This is a genomic window from Sphingomonas crocodyli (assembly GCF_004005865.1).
Taxonomy (GTDB): Bacteria; Pseudomonadota; Alphaproteobacteria; order Sphingomonadales; family Sphingomonadaceae; genus Rhizorhabdus; species Rhizorhabdus crocodyli.
In genome coordinates, this window is sequence record NZ_SACN01000001.1 from 454419 (window position 1) to 478582 (window position 24164).

Sequence of the window (24164 nt, forward strand, 5' to 3'; positions counted from 1 at the left end):
GTTCGTGACGAATACCCCTCCACCGCTTCGCGGTCCCCCTCCCCCTCCGGGGGAGGATCTTGTTATAGCCGGATCATGTTCGCCCCATTCCGCTCCGCGCCGCTGTCGACCCGACTGGTCGTCGGCGGCGCTTTGGCGATCGGGCTGGTCGAGCGGATCGGCTGGGCGCTGGCGCGCGCCAACGGATCGGCGACGGGCGAGGCTTATAATGTCGCCGCCGCGATCGGGAACGGGCGGGGCTTCGCCGATGCCTTCCAGATCGGGCAGGGGGCGACCGCGCATCTGATGCCGCTGCCGCCGATGGTCGCGGGCGGGGTCTATGCGACGCTGGGCGTGGGAAGCAAGGTGGCGGAGGCGGTGCTGCTCGGCTGGGCCTTGCTGCTGACCTTCGCGACCTATGCGCTGTTCGCGTGCGTCGCGCGGCGGATCGGGGTGGGGCGCAAGGCGTGCGTTGCGGGCTTCGCTTTCCTGTGCGTCGCGCCGATCTTCACGACGACCGAGGCGTTCGATTTCCGCGCGTGGGAAGGCGGGATGACGATGAGCGCGGCGGGGCTGTTCCTGCTGCTGGCACTGCGCTTCGATGCTAGCCAGAAAACGGAAAAACGCGCGATGGGGCGGGGGGCGGTCGCGCTGCTCGCGGCGCTGCCGGCGTTGATCCTGTTCCTGCAGCCGATGATCGGGCTGGCCGCGTGCGTGGCGAGCATCTTGCTCTTGTGGCGGCGGCGCGATGCGGTGCGGCCTATCGATGTCGCGCCCTTCCTGATCGCGTTTGCGCTGCTGTTCGGCGGATGGACCGCGCGCAACGTGGCGGTGATGGGCGCGCCGATCGTGCTGCGCGACAATCTGGGGCTCGAACTGGCGGTGGCCAATCATGCCGGGGCGGTCAACCCGGCCGATCCCAAGGCGGCGTTCGAGGCGCGGCTGGGCACGGTGCATCCGTATGTGAGCACGGCCGCGTTCGATGCGTTGCGGCGCGCGGGTGGTGAGATCGCTTATGCGAAGGCGCTGGGGGCGCAGACGCGTGCGTGGATGGCGGCGCATCCGGGCGATACGGCGCGGCTGTGGGCCGGGCATCTGCGGCAGATCGTGCTGCCCGCGCCGTGGCAGTTCCGGACCGCGCATGGGCGGGCGCTGCCGATTGTGCGCGCGGTGCTGCTCGATATCGTCACCGTCGCCGGGCTGATCGGGCTGGGGCTGCTCCTGCGCGATCGGGATCGGCGCAGGCGGGCGCTGTATCTCGCGCCGTTCGTGCTACTGCCGATCCTGCTCTACGTGCCGTTCCAGCCGATATTGCGCTACATCTGGCTGGTCTATGCGCCGCTGGGCTATTGCGCCGCCTTCGCGTTGGAACGGTTGGTGCGCCGTCAGTAGCGCGCGAAGATCGGCGGGTTCCGTTCGCTGGCGAACTGCCGGAAATAGCTGTCGGGATAGGGCGAGGCCGTCTGGCTCACCGCATCGAGCTGCGCGATCTCGTCGGCCGACAGGGTGAGCGAGGCGGCAGCGAGATTGTCGCGCAGCTGTTCGTCGCTGCGCGCGCCGATGATGACGCTGGAAACGCCGGGCCGCGCGAGCAACCAGGCGAGCGCGACCTGCGCAGGGGAGACATTGCGCGCGTCGCCAATCGTGGCCGCGACATCGACGACGGCGCGCGCGCGATCATTGTCGGCGCCGGTCAGGCGGTTGCTGCGCGCGAGGCGGGTGTCGGCGCTGTCCGCCCCGTCGCGGAACTTGCCTGACAAATAGCCCTGCGCCAGCGGGCTCCAGATCACCGCGCCGACCCCCTGATCGACGCCGCACGGGAGCAGTTCATGCTCGGCATCGCGCACCAGCAACGAATATTGGATCTGCTGCCCGATATAGCGTTCGAGGCCGAGGCGATCGGACAGGCCCAGCGCCTTCATCAGCTGCCAGCCGGCATGGTTCGAACAGGCGACGTAGCGAACCTTGCCCGCGCGGACGAGGTCGTCGAGCGCGCGCAACGTCTCCTCCATCGGCACCAGCATGTCGGGGCCGTGGACCTGGTAGATGTCGATCCAGTCGGTGCCGAGGCGACGGAGGCTCGCGTCGCACGCCTCGATCAGGTGGCGGCGGCTGAGACCCCGGCCATTGGGGCCGGGCGACATGACGTTGAACGCCTTGGTCGCGACGATCACGTCGCGCCGCTTCTTGCCCAGCGCCTCGCCAAGGATCTCCTCGGATCGGCCGGCGGCATAGGCGTCGGCGGTGTCGAACCAGTTGACCCCGGCGTCGATGCACAGATCGATCTGGCGCTTAGCGGTCTCGACCCCGGTGGTCCCGATCGCGTCGAAATAGCCGCCCTTGTCGTTGAAGGTCATCGTGCCGAAGCCGATCACCGACAAGGCCAGCCCGCTGCGGCCCAGGAAGCGCGTTTCCATGATTCTCTCCCGTTATCGGGAGGAGACTATCAGCGCGTCGCGCCGGGCTTCCACAAAATGTCGCCGCGGCCTTCGAGGTTGAGGAAGCGGGCCATGACGAAGAGGAGGTCGGACAGCCGGTTCACATAAGCGAGGCCGGCGGGGTTGAGGCGGATGTCGGCGCCTGCGGCGACGGCGGTGCGTTCGGCGCGGCGGGCGATGGCGCGGGCGAGGTGGACGGCGGCGGAGGCCGGATCGCCGCCGGGCAGGATGAAGCTGCGCAGCGGCTCCAAAGACTCGTTCATCAGATCGATCTCGCGCTCGAGGCGTTCGACCTGCGAGGGGACGATGCGCAGGGTCATCTCGCCCGGCGCGAAATCGTCATCATCGGCGGCGGGGGTGGCGAAGTCGGCGCCCAGATCGAACAGTTCGTTCTGGACGCGAGAGAGCATCGCATGCTGCGCGTCGGGCATCTTGTGGGTCAGCGCGACGCCGATCGCCGAATTGAGTTCGTCGACATCGCCGATCGCGGCCATGCGCGGCGCGGCCTTTGACAGGCGCGATCCGTCGACGAGGCCGGTTTCGCCCTTGTCGCCGGTGCGCGTGTAGATCTTGTTGAGGCGGACCATCGTGGAAGGCCGGCTTACTTGCGGCTCATGATGAGCAGCAGGATGACGAGGATGATCGCGATCGCCTGAAACGCGATGCGCATCCGCATCATCTTGTTCTGCTGCAGCCCCGACTGGCTGACGCCGCCGCCCTTCAGATCGGCCTCGGTCGTCCTGAGGAAGGCGATGATGCCGCGGACGAGCGCGACGACGGTCGCGATCATCGCCGCAAGGATCACGATGAAGAAGAAGGTGTTGCCGCTCATGGGCAATCCTTAGACCCGCAAGGGGGCCAGCGCCAGATATGTTGCCAATCCGGGTTGCGATACCGATATTGGATACATGAACCTGATATCGATCCTCGTCGGCCTGGTCGCGCTCGTCGCGGCTCTGGTCGCCTTCATTCCGCTGCTCGGCTGGATGTACTGGCTGATCATCCCCGTCGCGATCGTCGGCTTCGCGATCGGCCAGTTTTCCAAGAGCAGCGCGGGGCGCAACCTCAACCTGCTCGTGATCGTCGTGGGTGCGGTGCGCCTGAGCATCGGCGGCGGGTTTTTCTAAGACCTCGTCATTGCGAGCGTAGCGAAGCAATCCATTCCGCAGTTCGGAGTGGATTGCTTCGTCGCCTTGCAGCTCCTCGCAATGACGAGGGGAGGAGTTAAGCCGGGAAGTTGCCGGCGATAGCGATCTCATCGATCGACTTGCGATCGGCCTTGATCTCGCGCTCACGCAGACCTTCGGGCAGGACCGAGGCATCGGCCGGGCGGCCGACGACGGCGGCGGCTTCGACGCGGTAGCGATCGGGAACGCCCAGTTCCTTGGCGGCTTCGGCGAATTCGACGCCGGTCATGCCGTGCGCGGCCAGACCCATCAGGTGCGCCTGAAGCGCGAGGCTCATCCACGCCGAACCGGTGTCGAAGCTGTGGCTGTGGCCCGGATGTTCGCCCATCATCGTGTCCGACACGAAGAAGATCAGCACGCCCGCTTCCTTCGCCCAGCTCTGGTTGAAGGGGACGAGGAGGTTAAGGAAGCGATCCCAATTGGCATCGCCCTTCACCGCGTAGAGCAGCTTCCACGGCTGGTAATTATAGGCCGACGGCGCCCAGCGGGCGGCATCGAACAGGGTGCGCAGCTCGGCCTCGGTCAAGGCTGTGCCGTCGAAAGCGCGGGGGCTCCAACGGTCGAGGAACTGGCGGTCAACCTGCGTGTCGGTGGTGCGTTCGGTCATGTTGATCTCCTTGGGAGCGAAAAGGGGTGCCGGGCGACCTGTGGGGAGGGGGCAGGGAGGTCGCCCGGCGGGGGTAAGACTTTAGCGGCGGCGGTTGTCGACGCTGTAGGCGCCGGCCCCGAAGGCTACGACCTGCAGCAGGCCGCCCGCCATCGCGATATTCTTGAAGAAGTGGATGAACTGGTTCTGATCGGCCAGATCGGCGTGGAAGCCGAAGGCGGTCACGACGCTGAACAAAGCAAGCGCGGCTGCGACCAGACGGGTGCGATAACCCGCGATCAACGCGAGGCCGCCGACGATTTCGACGAAGATCGCAACGCCCAGCGCCACTTCGGGAAGCGGCAGGCCGGCGGAGCGGATATAGCCGATCATATAGGCGGGGGCGCTGAGCTTCGAAAAGCCCGAGAGCAGGAAGATGGCGGCGATGCCGATGCGGCCGACCAGCGGCAGCGCGGCAAAGGGAAGGCCCGAGCCGACGGCGACGCGGGCGGCGGGGGCAGACGTGGTGATCGATTCGTGGCGCATGGGATGCACTCCTCACAAGTCCGATAGGGGGCGCCGCGACGGCGTCCGATGCGTGCTTTGTGGGCCTCGATGCGGCTTCGAAACAGGCGAATAAGATGAAACGCTTTGTTCGATCAAATCGAAAAGCTGGCATTGTCTGCGGGCGTGATTTCCGAGCCGCCGGATTATCATCCGGCTTGAAATCACTTTGGCAGCAACCCCGGCAGTTCGGGCGGCAGATCGCGCGCAAGGAAGCCGATCGGGCCGATCTTGTCCGCCGCGATCCGGCCGGCCGCGCCATGCAGCCACACGCCCCATGCGGCGGCGGCGCGGGGGCCGAGGCCGCGCGCGAGCAGGCCGCCGATCACGCCCGCCAATACGTCGCCCGATCCGCCCGTGCCCAGGCCCGGACAGTTGCTCGCGTGGACCAGCGGGCTTGCGCCGGGCGCGGCGATGATCGTGCGCGCGGCCTTCAATACGACGACCGCGCCGAAGCGATCGGCCACCTCCTGCGCGATCGTGGCGGGATCCTCCGCGACGTGATCGCGCTTGTGGCCGGTCAGCGCGGCCATCTCGCCATGATGCGGGGTCAGGACGATGCGGCCTTCATGCGCGGCGATCGCGCTGGCGAGATTGCCCGCGCAGGATATGGCGGCGGCATCGAGCAGGATCGAACAATCGTCGCGCGGCGTGGCCAGCGCGCGGGTGACGAGTTCGACCGTGCCTTCGCCCTCGATCATGCCGGGGCCAAGGATCAACGTGTCGCAGCGCACGACGAGATCGGCGATATGATCGGCGGCGTCGGCGGCGATCTCGCCCCCCGCATCGGCGGGCAGGGCGATCATCGCGGCTTCGGGCACCAGCACACCCAGCGCCATCGCGGCGGACGCGACCGTCGCCATCTGCAGCTTGCCGGCACCGACGCGCAGCACCGCCTCCGCCGTCAGCCGCAGCGCGCCGGGGACGAAGGCGCCGCCGCCGACCAGCAGCACGCGGCCGCGATCATTCTTGTCGTCGCTGCTTTCGACCCTGGGCAGCGGATGGGCTTCCAGCCAGCCTCGGTCGAGCGCCTCGATCATCCGCGCGCGGCCACGATGGGATCGGGATCGTCGGTGACGGGCACGGCCTGCGCCTCGACCGGCGCGGTGACGTTGTAGCGCGCGAGGACGAGGTTGCCGTCGCGACCCTTGGTCGGATCGAAATGATATTCGGTGATCGAACAATTGGCGACGTCGCCCTCGGCATCGATCGTCAGGATCGTGCGCTCGTCCATATTCTCGACGATGTAGCGCAGGCACAGGACGACCACCTGGTGCGCGAAGATCATCACGCGCCGCCCGGCATAATGGAGCGACACGGTGTCGAGCAGCGAACGCAGGCGCAGGATCACGTCGCACCAGCTCTCCCCACCCGGCGGGCGATGGTAGAATTTGCCCAGAATGCGGCGAAACTCGGCCTGATCGGGCAGGTGATTGCGGATGCCGAGCGAGGTCAGCCCGTCGAGAATGCCGAACTCCTTCTCGCGCAGCCGCTCATCGCAGCAGATAGGCTCATCCTCATCGGCGCCGCCCGCCGCGCGGAACAATTTGGCCGTCTCCATCGCGCGCAGATAGGGGGAGGCAATGATGATGTCGGGCCGTTCCTCTGCGGGGTTTGCGGCGAACCAGCGGCCGAGCGCATCGGCCTGTTCGCGGCCCAGATCGCTCAACGGCACATCGACGTCGCGGCCCTCGATCGCGATCCGATCGTGGCCCGCATCGTCGGCGGCGTCGCGCGCGACATTGCCCGCGCTCTGCCCGTGGCGGACCAGCCAGAGACGGGCGGGCCAACGCTGCGCCATCATCCGCGTCCAAACGTATCGCAGACGCGCGGATCGCCCGAATCGAGGCCCTTCTTGAGCCATTTCTGGCGATCGGCGGCGCTGCCGTGGGTGAAGCCTTCGGGCACGACGACGCCCTGCGACGCCTTTTGCAGCGTATCGTCGCCCACCGCGGCGGCGGCGCGCAGCCCTTCCTCGATATCGCCGGGTTCGAGGATGCCCTGCGTGTTCGCGGCCCAGACGCCGGCATAGCAATCGGCCTGCAGCTCGACCTTCACCTGCAGCGCGTTCGATTGCCCTTCGGAAAGCCGCGCCTGCTGCTGGTGGACCTGACCCAAAGTCCCTTCGAGATTCTGGATATGATGGCCGACTTCGTGCGCGATCACATAAGCCTGCGCGAAATCGCCGGGCGCGCCGAAGCGGGTGGCGAGTTCGTCGAAGAAGCTCGTGTCGAGGTAGATGCGCTTGTCGGTGGGGCAGTAGAAGGGGCCGGCCGCCGATTGCGCCGCGCCGCAGCCCGACTGGGTGTTGCCGGGATAGAAAGCGAGGATGGTCGGATCGTAACGGCCGCCCGATGCCGCGAAGATCTTGCTCCAGACGCGCTCGGTAGAACCGAGGATCTTGAGCGAGGTCGATTCGATCGGGGTCTTCTCCCCCGCCTCGCGGCCGCCGGGGCGCGTGTCGACCGGCCCTTGCTGCACGCCGCTGCCGTCGGTCGCGACGCCGATCAGGCTCAGCGGGTTGATCCCCATCACCATCGCCAGGATCGCGAGCACGATGATTCCGCCGCAGCCGATCCCGCCGCGCCCGAAGGCCAGGCCGATCGGCAGCCCGAAACCGCCGCCGCCCGATCGCATCTCGTAATTGGTGCTTTCTTCCTCGTCGTCGAGCCGCATCGGCGATCCCTCTCCCTGACCGAAGCCTAAAGACTCGGATGCTCGCGCGGTTCCTTGTGCGCGCGCCGATCCGCCTCTATAGCGCGCCCCACCAGCGAAGTCGGGGAGTGGCGCAGCCTGGTAGCGCATCTGGTTTGGGACCAGAGGGTCGCAGGTTCGAATCCTGTCTCCCCGACCATCTATCGGCAGATCAATCGAGCGGCGGCAGGCCGTCCATGATGGCGGTGAGGGCGAGGACGGTCTGGGCCTCCATCGCGCTGTGGCCGGCATTGGTGATCGTGTAGCTGGCCGGGGTCGCGCCGTGGGTGGCCATTGCGGCGATCAGGCGCGATGCCTGGGTCAGCGGGCAGACCTGGTCGAAGCGGCCGTGGACGATGTGGGTCGGGATGGTCGCAATCCGGCCGGCATTGTCGACGATATAGGCCGGCGGCACGAACAGTTCGTTGGCGAAGAAATGCGCCTCGATCTGCGCGAAGGACAGCGCGAAGGCCGCCTCGCCGAACTTGCCGGGATCGCTGTCCTTGGGGATCATGTTGGAGATCGTCCCCTCCCACACCGACCAGGCGAGCGCGGCGCGCAGCTGGCGCGCGCGATCGGCGTCGGTATGCGGGATCATGTCGAAGATCGCCTTGTACGCGGCCATCATGTCGCCGCGATCGGCCGGGTCGATCACCTCGACGAACGCCTTCCATTCGTCGGGATAGGTGACGTAACTGCCCGGTGCGGTCAGCGCATAGGGTTGGTCCGCATAGGTCGCGGCATTGCCCTGATACATGTAGAGCAGGTCTTCGCGTTCGCCGAGGAAGATGCCGCGCAGGATCAGGGTCGCGACCTCGTCCGGATGACGGATCGCGTAGATCAGGGCGAGCGTGCTGCCCCAGCTTCCGCCGAAGACGTGCATCTTGCCGGCGATGCCCAGCGCGTCGCGCAACCTGCGGATGTCGTCGACCAGATCGTCGGTGGTGTTGCGGATCAGCGCGACGTCGGGGCCGGCGGCGGCGACCGTCGGTTCGCTTTTGCCGCAGCCGCGCTGATCGAACAGGATGACGCGGTAGCGCGCCGGATCGAAGAAGCGCGACATAAGCGGCGCGCAGGCGCCACCGGGGCCGCCGTGGAGGAACATCACCGGCTCACCCGCCGGGTTGCCATATTCCTCCCAATAGAGGCGGTGATCGGGATCCTGATCGACCTGCAGCCAGCCCGTCCGGTTGGCGGCGGCGAGCGGATAGGTCCATTCATCCTCGACCGTGCTGGTCGACTGGAGTTTCGACAGGTCGATCATTTGAGGCCAGCAATCGCGTCGAAATCGCTGGCGGCGTGGCGTTCGCGCAGGAACTCGCCGGGCGTGTCGGAGGCGCGGTTGACCACGCGGCCGCGCTTCACCGCGGGGCGGGCGCCGACCTCCTCGGTCCAGCGGGCGAGGTTGCGATATTCGGACAGGTTGAGGAACTCTGCGGCGTTATAGGCGCCGCCGGCCAGGCCGCCGCCATACCAGGGCCAGATCGCCATGTCGGCGATCGTATAATCGTCCCCCGCAATGTAGCGGCGATCGGCCAGCACGGTGTCGAGGACGTGGAGCTGGCGCTTGGCCTCCATCGCATAGCGATCGATCGCATATTCGATCTTGAACGGGGCATAAGCGTAGAAATGGCCGAAGCCGCCGCCGAGGAAGGGCGCGGAGCCCATCTGCCACATCAGCCAGTTGATCGTCTCCGCACGCTGCGGCTGTTCGGTGGGCAGGAAGGCGCCGAATTTCTCGGCCAGGTGGATCAGCATCGATCCGCTTTCGAACAGCCGGATCGGCACGTCGCCCGATCGATCGACCATCGCGGGGATCTTCGAATTGGGGTTCACCGCGACGAAGCCGCTGCCGAACTGGTCGCCCTTGAAGATCTCGATCAGCCAGGCGTCATATTCGGCGCCTTTGTGGCCGGCGGCGAGCAGCTCCTCGAGCAGGATCGTCACCTTCTGCCCATTGGGCGTGCCGAGCGAATAGAGCTGGATCGGATGCTGGCCGACGGGAAGGTCTGTGTCGTGGGTCGCGCCGGATACGGGGCGGTTGATGCTGGCGAACTGGCCGCCATTACCCTTTTCCCAGGTCCACACCTTGGGCGGGGCATAATCGGCGGGCTGGTTTGCGGGCGTGTCGGCGTCGGCCATCTCATGCTCCCATCGTAACGATCGGGAGCAATCTGGGGATGTCTAACGGCGTTTCAAGGCGCGATCAGTCGGCCCAGACGAGGGTGCCGGCGCCGCGCTTCGTGAAGGCTTCGATCAGCATGGCGTGCGGCACGCGCCCGTCGAGGATGACGGCCGCGTCGACCCCGCCTTCGACCGCGTCGACGCAGGTTTCGAGCTTGGGGATCATGCCGCCCTGGATCGTGCCGTCCTGCTTGAGCAGGCTGATCTGTGCGGGCGTGAGATCGCGGATCAGCTGCTTTTCCTTGTCGAGCACGCCGGCGACGTCGGTGAGCAGGAACAGGCGCGCCGCGCCCAGCGCGATGGCGATCGCGCCCGCCATCGTATCGGCGTTGATATTATAGGTTTCGCCATCCTCGCCGATCGCGATCGGGGCGATGACGGGGATCATGCCCGCCTTCGAAATCGTGTCGATCACGCGGCGATCGATATCGGCCGGGGTGCCGACATAGCCCAGATCGGCGGTCGGATGATTGACCTTGTCGGCGACGACGAGCCGCCCGTCCTTGCCCGACAGGCCGACCGCGCGGCCGCCCGCCTGCGCGATCCACGACACGATTTCCTTGTTGATCGATCCGCACAGCACCATTTCGGCGATGCGCGCGGTTTCGGCGTCGGTGACGCGCAGCCCGTCGACGAACTGGCTTTCGACGCCCATCGTCTTGAGCATCTTGCCGATCTGCGGCCCGCCGCCGTGGACGACGACCGCGTTGATGCCGACCGCCTTGAGCAGCGTCACATCCTCGGCGAAGTCGCGCGCCGCCTCCGGATCGCCCATTGCGTGGCCGCCATATTTCACGACGAAGGTCTCGCCGGCGTAACGCTGCATGAACGGCAGCGCTTCGGTGAGCGTCTCGGCCTTGGCGAGCAATGCGGGATCGGGGGCGTGATTGTTCGACATGAATCGCGCCCTTAGCGGACAGGGATGACAGTCACAACTATTCCGCCCTCTCTCGTCATTGCGAGGAGCCGCAGGCGACGCGGCAATCCAGGCCCGCACGGGAGATCGTCGCGAACCTCGCCAGTTCGGGCCTGGATTGCTTCGCTACGCTCGCAATGACGAGTTGAAAGAGATCAGCGCGCGTCCAGCTTGCGGCCCACCGCCACGAACAGCGTGATCAGCGGCGGCACGAGGACGATCGACAGGACGACCTTGGTGATCATCTGCCCGACCATCAGATCGAGGATCGGGCGTTCGCCATAGAAGCTGATCGTGATGAACAGGACGGTGTCGATGATCTGGCTGACGACGCTGGCGATCATGCCGCGCAGCCAGACGAGCCGGCCCGCGCCCTCGCTGGCCTTCAGCTTGGAAAAGATCAGGACGTTGAGCGTCTGCGACGTGCCGTAGCTGATCAGCCCCGCGATCATCATGCGGGCACCCTGGCCGACCACGATCGGGAAGGCGTCGATCGCGGGCGGATACATGCCGGGATCGGTGGGAAGAGCGAGGACGAGCTGGATCAAAGCCGCCGACACGATCAGCGGCAGGAAGCCCCACCGGACCATCGAATCGGCGGTCTGGCGCCCGTGCAGTTCGGCGATCGCGCTGCCCATGATCACGAGCAGCAGGAAGCCGAAGATACCCGCTTCGACCGCGAGCGGGCCGAGCGCGACCTGCTTCACCCCCAGCACGCCCGATATGCACACCATGCCCCCGTAGAAGAGCGCGAAGACGAACAGCGAGCGGGGGAAGGCCGGTGCGGCGGGCGAAGTCTGCATCGCCAGACGCTAGCGGGTTTTGGGCCAGCGTCAAACAGGCGCTTGACCGGGCGTGCGGCGCGGGCAAGGTGGCGCTTTCCCCGGGGACAGTAGCGACTAGATGACGAAGATCCTGACCGGCCTTGCCGGTATCCTCCTGATCCTGGCGATCGCGGTCGCGCTGTCGTCCGACCGGAGGGCGATCCGGCTCCGGGTGGTGGGCGCCGCCTTCGCGCTGCAGGCGGGGATTGCGGTGCTGGTGCTGTACGTGCCGTGGGGCCGCGCGGTGCTCGAATGGCTGTCGGGCGGCGTCTCCAATCTGCTCGGCTATGCGCAGGCGGGGACGGACTTTCTGTTCGGCCCGCTCGCGAAGCCTGAAATCGGCGGGCAGAGCTTCGCGCTGGCCGCACTTCCGGTGATCATCTTCTTCGCGGCGCTCGTCTCGATCCTCTATTATCTGCGCATCATGCCCGCGGTGATCCGCTGGGTCGGCGGCGCGATCGAGAAGGTGATCGGCGTCTCGAAGGTCGAATCCCTGTGCGCGGCCGCCAATGTCTTCGTGGGGCAGAGCGAATCGCCGCTGGTGATCCGGCCCTATCTCGCCGCGCTGAAGCCGCATGCCCTTTTCGCGATCATGACGTCGGGCATGGCGGGCGTCGCGGGCACGATCCTGGCGGCCTATGCGTCGATGGGGATCAGCATCGATCTGCTGCTCGCCGCCTCCTTCATGTCGGCGCCGGGCGCGCTGCTGATGGCGAAGATCATCATGCCCGATCCGAAGACGGTCGACGGCGAACTGCCGCTGGGCGACGATGCCGAAGTCTCCGCGCTGGCGGCGGCGGAGGCGCATGAGGAAGATGCGCGCGCCGAAAACATCATCATGGCGGCGTCGCAGGGCGCGCAGACCGGCGTGAAGATCGCGGTCGCGGTGGGCGCGATGGTGCTGGCCTTCGTCGCTTTGATGGCGCTGGCCAACGGCATCCTCGGCGGGATCGGCGGCTGGATCGGCATGCCGGGGCTCAGCTTCCAGCAGATCCTGGGCTTCATCTTCGCGCCTGTCATGTTCCTGCTCAACGTGCCCTGGGATCAGGCGCAGGCGGTGGGCGGTCTGTTTGGCGAGAAGATCGTGCTCAACGAGTTCGTCGCCTATATCCACCTCGGCACCCTGAAGGCGCAGCTGTCGCCCCACAGCGTTGCTGTGGCGACCTTCGCGCTGTGCGGTTTCGCCAATTTCTCCTCGATCGCAATCCAGATGGCGGCGACCGGAAGCCTTGCGCCCAATCAGCGCCCGATGATCGCCAAGCTGGGCATCAAGGCGCTGGTGGCGGGCAGCCTTGCCAATCTGATGTCGGCCGCGCTCGCCGGGCTATTGCTGCCGGGCTGACACCAAAAGCCGTCTGCCGCGTTGATCCGCCTACGTAACGGATCAGGAGACGTGCGATGAAGGCTTGGACAGCGGCAGCGATGGCGATGCTGGCATCGGCCCCGGCGATGGCGGCACCATCGGCCTGGACCTCGGTGTTCGTGCAGGGCGTCCACGAATATCGCGTCGGATCGACCGGGGCGCGCGCCGACAATATGACGATCAACTGCCCGATCGAAGGATCGCCGACCATGTCGGTGCTGATCAACGGCACGCTGCCGCCGGAGGGCGAGCAGGTCGGCTTCCGCGCGGCGGGGCAGAGCTTCGCCTTCCGCACCAACGACAATGGCACGATGCGGATCGACGATCGCGATCGCAGCGCGACCTTCGCCCGCTTCTGGCGCGCGGTGCGGGCGGGATCGACCCTGACCGTCAGCTTCATCAACGGCGCGGTCGCCAATCTGCCGCTGAGCGGCAGCGCAAAAGCCCTGCCGGCTCTACCGTGCGGCGGCCGCGCACTGCCCGATGCGAAGCACAAGATCCGCCTTTGAAATAAGCGCTTGAAGTTGACGTAACGTCAGCCGCTAAACCCCTCGGCATGGACGATTTGATCGACATAGCCGAGGTGGCGCGGCTGACCGCCCTGACCGCGCGGGCGCTGCGCTTCTATGAGGCGCGCGGGCTGGTGCGCCCGTTGCGCACCGCAAGCGGGCGGCGCTGTTACGGGCGCGGCGAGCTGGCGCGGCTCAACGCCATCGTGGCGCTCAAGCGGGCGGGGTTCAGCCTGACCGAAATCGGCCGCATGCTCGGCCGCGGCACGCCCGATCTGCGCCGGATGGTCTCCGCACAGATCGGCGCACTCGACGATCGCCTGTCCGAGATCGAGGCGGCGCGCGCGCTGCTCCTCTCCGTTCAGTCCCGCATCGATCGCGGCGAGCCGATCGACGTCGCGACCCTGTGCTCGCTGATCCGACAAGGGAATGACGTGATGGAAGCCGAAAAATGGAAGACGGTGACCGACCAATATATGGGGGAAACCGAACGGGCCGACTGGGATGCGGCGCAGGCGAAGATGCCCGCCGATTTCGATCAGGAGGCCTATTCGCGCCAGTGGAAGGAGCTGTCGGCGCGGATCGAGGCGGCGATGCCGATCGATCCCGAATCCGATGTCGCGCAGGGCTTCGTCGACCAGTGGTTCGCGTTGCTGAAACCGTTCAGCGCGATCGCGACCCCCGCCATGTGGCAGGGGACACAACGCATGTATGACGATCGCGCCAATTGGAAGGCGGATGCCGACCCCGGTTTCTCGACCGCGGTCTGGGCCTTCATTCAGGAGGCGACCAAAAAGCGGCTCGCGAAAGGCGGGACGATCGACGGCCCCGCCTGGATGACGGGCACGAAAGCTTAAAGCGAGGGGACCGGCTCGGGGCCGCTATAATCGTAGAACCCCTTGCCGGTCTTCCGGCCCAGCCAGCCGGCCTCGACCAGCTTCGCCAGGATCGGGGCCGGGCGGTATTTCGGATCGCCGAAGTCGGCCTGGAATACGCGCAGGATCTCGAGCAGCGTATCGAGGCCGATCAGGTCGGCGAGCGTGAGCGGGCCCATCGGATGGCCGAGGCCCAGCTTCACGCCGGCGTCGATGTCGGGGATCGAGGCCAGCCCTTCGCCGACCGCGAAGAAGGCTTCGTTGAGCAAAGGCAGCAGGATGCGGTTGACGACGAAGCCGGGGCTGTCCTTGGCGACGATCGTCTGCTTGCCCGTCGCCTTGCCGAAGGCGCGCGCGACCTCGACGGTCGCATCGCTGGTCGCGATGCCGCGGATCAGTTCGAGCAGCGGCATCAGCGGCACCGGATTGAAGAAGTGCATGCCGATGAAGCGCGCCGGATCGATCGACGCCTGCGCAAGCCGGGTGATCGAGATCGACGAGGTGTTGCTGGCGAGGACGGCGTCGGCGCGCAGCACCTTGCCGATATTTTCGAAGATCGCGCGCTTCACCTGCTCGCGCTCGGTCGCCGCCTCGATGATGATGTCGGCCGCCGCCATCGGGGCGACATCGCCGGCGGGCTCGATCAGCGCGATCGCGGCGTCGCGCGCGGATGCCTCCAGCTTGCCCTTTTCGACCTGCTTGGTCAGCACCTTGGCAATGCCGTCGCGGCCCTTGGTCGCAAGCTCGACCGACATGTCGGACAGGATGACCTTCAGCCCCGCCTGGGCTGCGATCTGCGCGATGCCCGCGCCCATCTGCCCCGCGCCCACGACGCCGATCACCTTCATGCCCGATCCCCTTGCTGAAACCCAAAGATTGCGGCTGCTCTATCGGCGCGGGTCGGACCCCGCAACGCCCCATTCGGCCAAAACGCCCGCATCCTGCTCGGCGGAAATGCGCGCCGTCCGCTCCGCGGCGAAGCGGGCGGGATCGAGCCGCGACAGCGCCCAGATCGCGGAGCCGCGCACGGCGGGATCGGGATCGTCGAGCAGAGCGGCGACCGGCGCCGTCAGCGAGGGGAGCGCGCTGTTGCCCGCGGCGATCGCGGCGTTGCGGACCATCCGGTCGCGCCCGATCCGCTTGATCGGCGAACCCGCAAAGATCTGGCGGAAGTCGGCATCGGACAAAGCAAGCAGATCGACCAGTTCGGGCGCGGCCAGCTCGGCGCGCGCGGCGAAGGCGCGGTTGGCAGCGCCGGCCTGCGCGAACTTGTTCCAGGGACAGGCGGCCAGGCAATCGTCGCAGCCATAGATATGATTGCCGATGCCGGGGCGCAGATCGGCGGGGATCGGCCCCTTATGTTCGATCGTGAGGTAGGAGATGCAGCGCCGCGCATCGACGACATAGGGGCGCGGAAAGGCATCGGTCGGGCAGGCGCGCTGGCAGGCGTCGCACGATCCGCAGCGATCGGGCTCGGGCGGATCGGGCGGCAGATCGAGCGAGGTCATGATCGCGCCGAGGAACAGCCAGCTGCCATGTTCGCGGCTGACGAGGTTGCTATGCTTGCCCTGCCAGCCAAGGCCGGCGGCGGCCGACAGCGGCTTTTCCATCACCGGCGCGGTATCGACGAACACCTTGAGTTCGCCGCCCGCGCGATCGACCAGCCAGCGGGCGAGCGCCTTCAGCGCCTTCTTGACCACGTCATGATAGTCGGCGCCCTGCGCATAGACCGAAATGCGGCCGATCTCCGGTTCGGCGGCGAGGCGCATCGGATCTTCGTGCGGGGCGTAACTCATGCCCAGCATGATCAGCGATCGGGAGGCGGGCCACAGCCCCTGCGGGCGGGCGCGCTCGCCCTTGCGCGCCTCCATCCACTCCATCGATCCGTGCGCTCCGCTTTGGAGCCACTCGTCGAGCCGGGCGGCGCTTTCGGGGGCGGCATCGGCAGCCGCGAAGCCGCACGCGACGAAGCCGAGGCGTGCGGCCTCGGCGCGGATCGCCTCGCGTAGCTCTGTCGGATCGTTCGCCGCCATGTCCGCGCCTATAAGCGAAGGCGGCTGCAATCGTAACCTTTGGCGCGGTTGGAACGTATCTCCTTCAACACCATATCGGGCGCGAGGAGTTGGCAGGCATGATGATCGACCGCAGGACGCTGATCGGATCGGGGATGGCGACCGCCGCGCTCGCGCTGGTCGGGGCGAACCGGCTGCTGGCCGCGCCGCCCGCGAAGTTCGAGGTGAGCTTCACCGATGCCGAATGGAAGGCGCGGTTGTCGCCGTCGGCCTATAAGGTGCTGCGCCACGAGATGACCGAGCGGCCGTTCACCAGCGCGCTGCTCAAGGAGCATCGCACGGGTGTCTTCGTCTGTGCGGGCTGCGCGCTGCCTTTGTTCGCGTCGAAGACCAAATATGACAGCGGCACCGGCTGGCCGAGCTTCTATCAGCCTCTGCCCAATGCGGTCGGCACCAGCACCGACAGCACGTTGGGCATGGAGCGTGTCGAGGTCCATTGCCGCCGCTGCGGCGGGCATCTCGGCCACGTCTTCGACGACGGCCCCCCGCCCACCGGCAAGCGCTATTGCATGAACGGCGTCGCGATGAAGTTCATGGCGAAGGCCTGAGCTAACAATCCTCCCCGGAACGGGGAGGGGGACCGCGAAGCGGTGGAGGGGGTTGGAGGCTGGGCGTGAATGCCCGAAAGTTTCCTATAGGAAACTCGGCGAGCGAGCCGTGCCGCCTGCGGCGAACCCCCTCCGTCGCCTTCGGCGCCACCTCCCCGTGCTGGGGAGGATTTGAGGCAAGAAAAAAGCCCGACTTCCGCGAGGAAGCCGGGCTCTCTCCTATCCCGTAGGAAGCGCTGAAAGCGCTTACTGGATCGCGTTGAGGTTCACCGCGGCATATTTGCCACGACGATCGACCTCGAGTTCGAACTCGAGACGATCACCCTCGTTAAGGTTGGTCATGCCGGCGCGTTCGACGGCCGAAATGTGGACGAAAGCGTCGGGCTGGCCATCGTCGCGCTGAATGAAGCCGAAGCCCTTCATCGCGTTGAAGAACTTGACCGTGCCGGTCGCCTTCTCGCCCGTGAGCTGACGCGAGGGGCCGCCACGCGGCGCGCCGCCGAAACCGCCTTCGCGCGGCTCACGCGGAGCGCGCTCTTCGACCGGCATCGGTTCGCCGTCGATCTTGAGATCGGTCGCCGAAACGCGGCCGCCACGATCGACCAGGGTGAAGCCGAGCGGCTGACCCTCGGCCAGACCAGTCAGGCCCGCCTGTTCGACGGCCGAGATGTGCACGAACACGTCTTCGCCGCCATCATCACGGACGACGAAGCCGAAGCCCTTCTGACCGTTGAAGAACTTCACGACACCAGTGCCTTCGCCGATGACCTGCGCGGGCATGCCGCCGCCGCCGCCACGACCGCCGCCGAAGCCGCCGCCGCCACGGAAACCGCCGCCGCCGCCACCGCCGAAGCGATCGCCACCGCCGCCGTAACCACCACCGCCGCCGCCGAAGCGGTCACCGCCGCCGCGATAGCCACCGCCACCGCCGCCGCCGAAGCGATCGCCACCGCCGAAGCCGCCGCCGCCGAAGCGATCACCGCCACCGCCAAAGCCGCCATCAAAGCCGCCGCCGCCGAAACCGCCTTCGTCACCAAAGCCGTCGCGCTTGTCCCTGCCGCGCTGACCGCGCCGCCCTCGATCGAAACTCATGCCGTCCAAATCTTCCCGAATCGCGCCCCAAAGCCATCGAAAGATCACCATGCCGGGCGCGGCAAACCGATCTCCCAGCGCGGAAAGAAGCCGCGCCCAAATGTTGCCATAAAGCAAAATCGACCGCCCTGCGAGCAGTTTCGGGCTGGCTTCGTCGGCGATACGGTCGAAACAATGGCCGAAATGAGCGGTTCAAGAGGAATCGTCACGAATTCATGTCGTGCAGCGAAGGTTAAGCTGGTCAAACCCGCAATGTCGAAAGCATCCGATTCGCGATCATATCTATTTCGCTTGTGACGCGCCGGAGACCCACCCTAGGCTTGGACCCCTATGACCGATCTGTTCGCCATCCTCGCCGATCCGACCAACCTTGTCGCGCTGGCCGCGCTGGTCACGATGGAGGTGGTGCTCGGCATCGACAATCTGATCTTCATATCGATCCTGACCAATAAATTGCCCGAAGCGATGCGCGGCAAGGCGCGGACGATCGGCATCGCGCTGGCGCTGGGCCTGCGGCTCGTGCTGCTCAGCTTCGTTGCGTTCATCGTCACGCTCACCAAGCCTTTGTTCGAGGCGTTCGGCCACGGATTTTCGTGGCGCGACCTGATCCTGATCGCGGGCGGCCTGTTCCTGGTGTGGAAGGCGACCAAGGAGATCCACCACAATGTCGATGCCAATTCGGGCGACGACATGTTCGAAAAGAAGGGGCCGGGGCCAAGCTTCGGCGCCGCGATCTTCCAGATCATCTTGCTCGATCTGGTATTCTCGATCGATTCGATCATCACCGCGGTCGGCATGACCGATCATGTCCCGATCATGTTCATCGCGGTGATCAGCGCCGTCACGGTGATGCTGCTCGCCTCCGCCCCGCTGGCGCGCTTCATCGAGAAGAATCCGACCGTGGTGATGCTGGCGCTCGCCTTCCTGTTCATGATCGGCATGACCCTGATCGCCGAAGGCAGCGGCGTGCATGTGCCCAAAGGCTATATCTACGCGGCGATGGCCTTTTCGGCGCTGGTCGAGGCGCTCAACATATTCGCACGCAGGCGCCGCGCGAAGGCGGGTTGAGCGCGAGGGGCTACGGGCCTAAGGCGTGACAATGACCGTGTATCTGCATCAGGAGGATCTGCCCGAGGGCGTCCTCGCCCCCGGTCCCATCGCCGTCGATACCGAGACGATGGGCCTGATCACCCCGCGCGACCGGCTGTGCCTGGTCCAGATTTCGGACGGGCAGGGGGACGAACATCTCGTCCGCTTCGCGCCGGGCAGCGATTATGCCGCGCCGAATCTGCGCGCCGTCCTGGCCGATCCTGAGCGGCTCAAGCTCTATCATTTCGCGCGCTTCGATATCGCGGCGATCCGCCATTATCTGGGCGTCGTCGCGGCCCCGGTCTATTGCACCAAGACCGCGTCGCGCCTGATCCGCACCTATACCGATCGCCACGGCCTGAAAGAGATCGTGCGCGAATTGCTGGGCCAGGAAATCTCCAAGCAGCAGCAGTCGTCGGACTGGGGCGCCCCCGATCTGAGTGACGCGCAGAAGGATTATGCGGCGTCGGACGTGCGCTATCTCCACGCGCTCAAGGAAAAGCTCGACGAGCGGCTGGAGCGCGAAGGGCGTATGGCGCTGGCGCAGGCATGCTTCGACTTCCTGCCCGCGCGTGCCGAACTCGATCTGGCCGGATGGCCCGAGATCGACATCTTCGCGCATGTCTGAATTAGCGGATCGCGTCCGTAGCAGCCGCCAGAACTGGGCGGCGAGCGGGAGCAGCCATGATCGGCTGATCGCGATCCTGCGCGTCGTGCTTCCGGCCGCGATCCTCACGCTTGTCCTGCTGCTGGCGCTCGCGCCGCTGACGGTGGGCAAGGATATCAGCTTCGTCCTGTCGAAGGACCGGGTCGAGGTTGCGCGCGAACGCATGCGCGTGACGAAGGCCACCTATCGCGGCGAGGATTCGAAAGGGCAGCCCTTTCAACTCGTCGCGCAGTCGGCGGTCCAGCAGAGCTCGCGCGATCCGGTCGTCCGGCTCCAGACGCTCAAGGCGCAGATCCAGCTGGAAGATGGCCCCGCGACGATCGACGCGGGCCGCGGCCGTTACGACATGGACAATGAAAAAGTGAACGTCGACGGGCCGGTGCTGTTCAAGTCGGCCGACGGCTATACGATGAAGACACGCGACGTCGGCATCGACATGCAGACGCGCAAGGTGCGCAGCGAAGGCGCGGTCGACGGCACGATGCCGCTCGGTCGCTTCAGCGGCGATCATCTGGAGGCCGATCTGAACAGCCGCGTCGTCGTGCTGAACGGCCGTGCGCGCTTGCATATCGTGCAGGGTGGGGCCAAGGCAAAACTGCCATGAACGGAGACGAGGGCGGGATGAAGGGACGGATGCGGGTGCGCTTCGGTGCGGTCATCCTGCTGGCGGCGATCGGCGGGGCTGCGCAGGCCCAGTCGGTGTCGGCGCTCAAGGGCCACAATTCCAACGCGCCGGTCGATTTTTCGGCCGACCGGATCGAGCTGCAGGACCGCGCCGATCGCGCGGTGCTGACCGGCAATGTCGACGTGAAGCAGGGCGACATGACGCTGAATGCCGATCGGCTGACGATCGCCTACAATTCGGCGCAGCAGACCCAGGTCAATCGCATGGACGCGAGCGGCAATGTCGTGCTCAAGAGCGCCAGCGAAACGGCGCGCGCCCAGTTCGGCATTTACGATCTGCAGAAGCGACTCGTGACGATGATCGGCGGCGTAACGCTCACCCGTCCGGGTCAGGGCGACACGAAGGGCGGGCGCCTGGTGCTCAACCTCAACACCGGCATCGCGACGATGGACGGCGGCACCGTCGCCGGGCAGCGCGGCCGCGTGACCGGCCGGTTCGTCCCGCCGCCCCGGAGCAACTGATAGCCGCGAAGCATCTTTCGCTTCGCGTTATGCATGAACCCTGCCAGTTTCCTTGGTCCCCGCTTTTCGCTAAGCGTCGGGCAGGAAAGCGCCGTTTGAGGCCCACGCATGAATGACAGCCAGACGATCGATCGCCCCCAGCGCAGTCCCATCGAAGAAGGGATCAGCCGCGGCCTTTCGGTCGTGTCGATCGCCAAATCCTACGACAAAAGGCAGGTGCTGACCGACATCTCGCTCGATGTCGCGCGCGGCGAGGTGGTCGGGCTGCTCGGGCCGAACGGCGCGGGCAAGACGACCTGCTTCTATTCGGTGATGGGGCTGGTGAAGCCCGACGCGGGCCGCATCCTGCTCGACGGCGACGATATCACCACGCTTCCGATGTATCGCCGCGCGATCCTGGGTCTGGGTTATCTGCCGCAGGAAACCTCGATCTTTCGTGGGCTGACGGTCGCGCAGAACATCATGGCGGTGCTCGAACTGATCGAGCCCGACAAGGCGGCGCGCGAGCCGCGACTCGAATCGCTGCTGGGCGAGTTCCACCTGACCCATTTGCGCGATGCGCCGGCAATGGCGCTGTCGGGTGGCGAACGCCGCCGCTGCGAAATCGCGCGCGCGCTGGCGGCCAGCCCGTCGATCATGCTGCTCGACGAGCCCTTCGCGGGCATCGATCCGATCTCGATCGCTGACATTCGCGATCTGGTGAAGGATCTGAAGCGCCGCGACATCGGCGTGCTGATCACCGATCACAATGTCCGCGAGACGCTCGACATCGTCGATCGCGCCTGCATCGTCTATGACGGCAAGGTGCTGTTCCAGGGCAGCCCGGCCGAACTGGTCGCCGATCCGAACGTGCGCCGCCTCTATCTGGGCGAGGGCTTCTCGCTGTAATCATGAACCGCCCGGTCTGACAGCATATGGCGATCGGACCCCGCCTAGACCTGCGTCAGTCCCAGTCGCTGGTGATGACGCCGCAGCTCCAGCAGGCGATCAAGCTGCTGGCGCTGTCGAACCTCGAGATCGAGGCGTTCATCGCCGAGGAGATCGAGAAGAACCCGCTGCTCGAGGCGACCGGCACGCGCGAGGAAGTCGCGCCCGAGCCCGAGGGCGGCGATGCCCCCGACGACGATTTCACTTTTGATCCGACCGATGCCGAGCCGACCACCGATCGGCTGGTCGAGTTCGGCGATGCCACCGCCGACAATCCGCTCGACGTCGATTATGATGCCGAGACCTTCCACCATGACAGCGCGGCCGACAGCGTCCGGGGCCAGGATGGCGGGCTGGGCCTCGAAGGCGGCAGCGGCGGATCGTCGGACGAGGCGCCCGACATCGATGCCTATGTCGCCGCGACGATCGACCTGCACGAACATCTCGAACGGCAGGCGGGCGAGGTGCTGGAGGGCGAGGAGCTGACGATCGCCCGCCACCTGATCGATCTGATCGACGAGGCGGGCTATTTCACCGGGCAGACCTTCGAACTGTCGCAGCGTCTGGGCGTCGCGCTCTACCATGTCGAACGCGTGCTGGGCGTGATCCAGACCTTCGATCCTTCGGGCGTGGGCGCGCGGACGCTCGCCGAATGTATCGCGATCCAGGCGAAGGAGGCCGATCGTTACGATCCGGCGATGGCGAAGCTGATCGACAATCTCGATCTGCTCGCGCGCGGCGGCATTCCCCAGCTGCGCCGGCTGTGCGGCGTCGATGAGGAGGACATGGTCGACATGCTGCGCGAACTGCGCGGCTATGATCCGAAGCCCGGCCTGCGCTTCGGCGGCGAACCCGCGCAGCCCGTATCGCCCGACATCTTCATTTCGAAGACCAAGGATGGCTGGGCGATCGAACTCAACCGCGCGACTTTGCCCCGCCTGATCGTCGACCGCGATTATTATTCGGAGCTCAATGCGGGGGCCGACAAGGGCGGCAAGGCGTGGCTGTCCGAATGCCTCGCCTCAGCCAACTGGCTGGTGAAGGCGCTCGATCAGCGCGCGCGCACGATCCTGAAGGTCTCACGCGAGATCGTGAAGCAGCAGGAGGCGTTCTTCCTGAAGGGCGTCGAGCATCTGAAGCCGATGACGCTCAAGACGGTGGCCGACGCGATCGGGATGCACGAATCGACCGTCAGCCGGGTCACATCGAACAAATATCTGATGTGCGAGCGCGGGTTGCACGAACTCAAATATTTCTTCACCAGCGGGGTCGCCGCGGCGGACGGTGACGGCGCGGTCTCCGCCGAGGCAGTGAAGAGTCAGATCGCCAAGCTGATCGCGGCCGAGGGCGACGACATATTGTCCGACGACAAGCTGGTCGAACTGCTCAACGCCAAGGGATTCGATCTCGCGCGGCGGACGGTCGCGAAATACCGCGAGGCGATCGGCCTGGGATCGTCGGTGCAGCGCCGACGACAGAGGGCAATGCGCGCTGCCTGATCGGCTTAATCGAACAGGCTCGAGACCGAGCTTTCTTCCGAAGTGCGCTTGATCGCTTCGCCCAGCAGCGGGGCGATCGTCAGGTGGCGGATCTTCTTCGCGGCGGCGACCGGCTCGGTCGCGCAGATCGAATCGGTGATCACCAGTTCGGTCAGCGCCGAACCTTCTACGCGGGCGACCGCGCCGCCCGACAGTACGCCGTGGCTGACATAGGCGACGACGCCCTCGGCGCCCGCCTGCAGCAGCGCAGCGGCGGCGTTACAGAGCGTGCCGGCCGAATCGACGATGTCGTCGACCAGGATGCAGAAGCGGCCCGAAACGTCACCGATGATGTTCATCACCTCCGATTCGCCGGGGCGCTCGCGGCGCTTGTCGACGATCGCGAGCGGGGCGTTGTCGATGCGCTTGGACAGCGCCCGCGCACGCACTACGCCGCCGACGTCGGGCGAAACGACCATCAGGTTCTTGCCCGCGAAACGCGCGTTGATGTCGGCCGACATGACCGGCGCTGCGTAGAGATTGTCGGTCGGGATATCGAAGAAGCCCTGGATCTGGCCGGCGTGCAGATCGACCGAAAGGACGCGGTTGGCGCCCGCGGTGGTCAGCAGGTTGGCGACCAGCTTGGCCGAAATAGGGGTGCGCGGGCCGGGCTTCCGGTCCTGCCGGGCATAGCCGAAATAGGGGATGACCGCCGTGATCCGCTTGGCCGACGAACGCTTCAGCGCGTCGATGCAGATCAGCAATTCCATCAGATTGTCGTTGGCGGGGTAGCCGGTCGACTGGATCACGAACACGTCCTCACCGCGGACATTTTCGTGGATCTCGACGAACACTTCCTCGTCCGCGAAGCGGCGGACGCTCATGTCGGTCAGCGGCATTTCGAGGTAGCTCGCGATCGCCTGCGCGAGCGGGAGGTTGGAATTGCCGGTGAGCAGCTTCATGCGTGGAGTCCCCTTCGATCGCGGACCCCTTAGGCGGAACATGCCATTGGGGGAAGGGGGTGAC

Annotated in this window: 28 protein-coding genes and 1 tRNA gene; 13 read left to right on the forward strand and 16 right to left on the reverse strand. The window is 66.3% G+C overall.

The genetic code is table 11. The features are described 5' to 3' along the window. Nucleotides 1-75: 75 nt before the first annotated feature. Nucleotides 76-1371, forward strand: a complete 1296-nt coding sequence (locus tag EOD43_RS02265) for a hypothetical protein (RefSeq protein ID WP_127740698.1) — start codon at nt 76-78, stop codon at nt 1369-1371. On the opposite strand, the gene EOD43_RS02270 is transcribed toward EOD43_RS02265, so the two are convergent. From EOD43_RS02270 to EOD43_RS02280, 3 genes are read right to left on the reverse strand one after another with little or no spacing between them, the layout of a single operon-like run. After that, on the reverse strand, nt 1365-2396 hold the full coding sequence (locus EOD43_RS02270; protein WP_127740700.1) for an aldo/keto reductase: 1032 nt from the start codon (nt 2394-2396) through the stop codon (nt 1365-1367). The genes EOD43_RS02265 and EOD43_RS02270 overlap by 7 nt on opposite strands. A 29-nt stretch (nt 2397-2425) precedes the next feature. Beyond that, on the reverse strand, nt 2426-3004 hold the full coding sequence (locus EOD43_RS02275) for a cob(I)yrinic acid a,c-diamide adenosyltransferase (protein WP_127740702.1): 579 nt from the start codon (nt 3002-3004) through the stop codon (nt 2426-2428). A 14-nt stretch (nt 3005-3018) separates the two neighbouring features. Next, a complete protein-coding gene (locus EOD43_RS02280; protein ID WP_127740704.1) occupies nt 3019-3249 on the reverse strand; it encodes a twin transmembrane helix small protein in 231 nt (76 codons plus the stop codon). Nucleotides 3250-3325: 76 nt separating this feature from the next. Between EOD43_RS02280 and EOD43_RS02285 the strand changes: the two genes are divergently transcribed. Further along, on the forward strand, nt 3326-3544 hold the full coding sequence (locus EOD43_RS02285; protein WP_127740706.1) for a hypothetical protein: 219 nt from the start codon (nt 3326-3328) through the stop codon (nt 3542-3544). Between the two features lie 97 nt (nt 3545-3641). On the opposite strand, the gene EOD43_RS02290 is transcribed toward EOD43_RS02285, so the two are convergent. The 5 genes from EOD43_RS02290 to ypfJ form a co-directional block, all read right to left on the reverse strand. Continuing rightward, nucleotides 3642-4211 carry a nitroreductase family protein gene (locus EOD43_RS02290; protein WP_127740708.1) on the reverse strand — a complete coding sequence of 190 codons (570 nt, stop codon included), beginning with the start codon at nt 4209-4211 and terminating at the stop codon, nt 3642-3644. An 81-nt stretch (nt 4212-4292) separates the two neighbouring features. Then, entirely contained in the window at nt 4293-4736 is a 444-nt protein-coding gene (locus EOD43_RS02295) for a DoxX family protein (protein ID WP_127740710.1), read from the reverse strand. Between the two features lie 182 nt (nt 4737-4918). Beyond that, nucleotides 4919-5794, reverse strand: a complete 876-nt coding sequence (locus EOD43_RS02300; protein ID WP_127740712.1) for an NAD(P)H-hydrate dehydratase — start codon at nt 5792-5794, stop codon at nt 4919-4921. Then, a complete protein-coding gene (locus tag EOD43_RS02305; RefSeq protein ID WP_420822430.1) occupies nt 5791-6558 on the reverse strand; it encodes a histidine phosphatase family protein in 768 nt (255 codons plus the stop codon). The genes EOD43_RS02300 and EOD43_RS02305 overlap by 4 nt, the downstream gene beginning before the upstream one ends. Next, nucleotides 6555-7430, reverse strand: coding sequence for a KPN_02809 family neutral zinc metallopeptidase (gene ypfJ / locus EOD43_RS02310; protein ID WP_164857058.1), 876 nt, complete (start codon nt 7428-7430; stop codon nt 6555-6557). Before ypfJ ends, EOD43_RS02305 begins: the two co-directional genes overlap by 4 nt. A gap of 101 nt (nt 7431-7531) precedes the next feature. Between ypfJ and EOD43_RS02315 the strand changes: the two genes are divergently transcribed. Continuing rightward, nucleotides 7532-7608, forward strand: a tRNA-Pro gene (locus EOD43_RS02315). A gap of 12 nt (nt 7609-7620) precedes the next feature. On the opposite strand, the gene pip is transcribed toward EOD43_RS02315, so the two are convergent. The 4 genes from pip to EOD43_RS02335 all read right to left on the reverse strand — a co-directional run bounded on the left by pip (nt 7621) and on the right by EOD43_RS02335 (nt 11351). After that, a complete protein-coding gene (gene pip, locus EOD43_RS02320) occupies nt 7621-8712 on the reverse strand; it encodes a prolyl aminopeptidase (RefSeq protein ID WP_206363477.1) in 1092 nt (363 codons plus the stop codon). Further along, entirely contained in the window at nt 8709-9590 is an 882-nt protein-coding gene (gene yghU, locus EOD43_RS02325; protein ID WP_127740718.1) for a glutathione-dependent disulfide-bond oxidoreductase, read from the reverse strand. The genes pip and yghU overlap by 4 nt, the downstream gene beginning before the upstream one ends. Before the next feature lie 64 nt (nt 9591-9654). Continuing rightward, nucleotides 9655-10530, reverse strand: a complete 876-nt coding sequence (argB, locus tag EOD43_RS02330; protein ID WP_127740720.1) for an acetylglutamate kinase — start codon at nt 10528-10530, stop codon at nt 9655-9657. 173 nt (nt 10531-10703) lie between these two features. After that, nucleotides 10704-11351 carry a queuosine precursor transporter gene (locus tag EOD43_RS02335; protein WP_127740722.1) on the reverse strand — a complete coding sequence of 216 codons (648 nt, stop codon included), beginning with the start codon at nt 11349-11351 and terminating at the stop codon, nt 10704-10706. A gap of 100 nt (nt 11352-11451) precedes the next feature. Between EOD43_RS02335 and EOD43_RS02340 the strand changes: the two genes are divergently transcribed. Genes EOD43_RS02340 through EOD43_RS02350 form a run of 3 tightly spaced genes read left to right on the forward strand, consistent with a single transcriptional unit; the run spans nt 11452 to nt 14101 of the window. Further along, nucleotides 11452-12714 carry a NupC/NupG family nucleoside CNT transporter gene (locus EOD43_RS02340; protein ID WP_127740724.1) on the forward strand — a complete coding sequence of 421 codons (1263 nt, stop codon included), beginning with the start codon at nt 11452-11454 and terminating at the stop codon, nt 12712-12714. Nucleotides 12715-12770: 56 nt separating this feature from the next. After that, on the forward strand, nt 12771-13244 hold the full coding sequence (locus tag EOD43_RS02345) for a hypothetical protein (protein ID WP_127740726.1): 474 nt from the start codon (nt 12771-12773) through the stop codon (nt 13242-13244). Between the two features lie 47 nt (nt 13245-13291). Beyond that, nucleotides 13292-14101: a MerR family transcriptional regulator gene (locus EOD43_RS02350; RefSeq protein ID WP_127740728.1), complete on the forward strand. Its 810-nt coding sequence runs from the start codon at nt 13292-13294 to the stop codon at nt 14099-14101. Here the strand turns inward: EOD43_RS02350 and EOD43_RS02355 are convergent. After that, a complete protein-coding gene (locus tag EOD43_RS02355) occupies nt 14098-14967 on the reverse strand; it encodes a 3-hydroxyacyl-CoA dehydrogenase NAD-binding domain-containing protein (RefSeq protein ID WP_127740730.1) in 870 nt (289 codons plus the stop codon). The genes EOD43_RS02350 and EOD43_RS02355 overlap by 4 nt on opposite strands. Before the next feature lie 39 nt (nt 14968-15006). Then, entirely contained in the window at nt 15007-16152 is a 1146-nt protein-coding gene (queG, locus tag EOD43_RS02360) for a tRNA epoxyqueuosine(34) reductase QueG (protein ID WP_127740732.1), read from the reverse strand. A gap of 98 nt (nt 16153-16250) precedes the next feature. Here queG and msrB point away from each other — a divergent pair, with 98 nt between their 5' ends. Further along, entirely contained in the window at nt 16251-16739 is a 489-nt protein-coding gene (msrB, locus tag EOD43_RS02365; protein ID WP_206363478.1) for a peptide-methionine (R)-S-oxide reductase MsrB, read from the forward strand. A 246-nt stretch (nt 16740-16985) separates the two neighbouring features. Here msrB and EOD43_RS24035 read toward each other — a convergent pair whose 3' ends face one another. Further along, complete coding sequence (locus tag EOD43_RS24035) at nt 16986-17831, reverse strand: cold-shock protein (protein WP_127740734.1); 846 nt, start codon at nt 17829-17831, stop codon at nt 16986-16988. A 330-nt stretch (nt 17832-18161) separates the two neighbouring features. On the opposite strand from EOD43_RS24035, the gene EOD43_RS02375 reads away from it, so the two are divergent. The 6 genes from EOD43_RS02375 to rpoN all read left to right on the forward strand — a co-directional run bounded on the left by EOD43_RS02375 (nt 18162) and on the right by rpoN (nt 23159). Then, nucleotides 18162-18899 (forward strand): TerC family protein, encoded by a 738-nt coding sequence (locus EOD43_RS02375; RefSeq protein WP_127740736.1) that lies wholly within the window; start codon nt 18162-18164, stop codon nt 18897-18899. Between the two features lie 31 nt (nt 18900-18930). Further along, on the forward strand, nt 18931-19548 hold the full coding sequence (locus tag EOD43_RS02380) for a ribonuclease D (protein ID WP_127740738.1): 618 nt from the start codon (nt 18931-18933) through the stop codon (nt 19546-19548). Next, entirely contained in the window at nt 19541-20191 is a 651-nt protein-coding gene (gene lptC, locus EOD43_RS02385; protein WP_127740740.1) for an LPS export ABC transporter periplasmic protein LptC, read from the forward strand. Before EOD43_RS02380 ends, lptC begins: the two co-directional genes overlap by 8 nt. After that, entirely contained in the window at nt 20188-20733 is a 546-nt protein-coding gene (locus tag EOD43_RS02390; protein ID WP_240653049.1) for an LptA/OstA family protein, read from the forward strand. Before lptC ends, EOD43_RS02390 begins: the two co-directional genes overlap by 4 nt. 108 nt (nt 20734-20841) lie before the next feature. After that, complete coding sequence (lptB, locus tag EOD43_RS02395) at nt 20842-21621, forward strand: LPS export ABC transporter ATP-binding protein (RefSeq protein WP_127740742.1); 780 nt, start codon at nt 20842-20844, stop codon at nt 21619-21621. Between the two features lie 26 nt (nt 21622-21647). Continuing rightward, complete coding sequence (rpoN, locus tag EOD43_RS02400; RefSeq protein WP_127740744.1) at nt 21648-23159, forward strand: RNA polymerase factor sigma-54; 1512 nt, start codon at nt 21648-21650, stop codon at nt 23157-23159. A 5-nt stretch (nt 23160-23164) separates the two neighbouring features. Here the strand turns inward: rpoN and EOD43_RS02405 are convergent, their stop codons facing one another. Continuing rightward, nucleotides 23165-24100, reverse strand: coding sequence for a ribose-phosphate pyrophosphokinase (locus EOD43_RS02405; RefSeq protein WP_127740746.1), 936 nt, complete (start codon nt 24098-24100; stop codon nt 23165-23167). Nucleotides 24101-24164 lie beyond the last annotated feature (64 nt).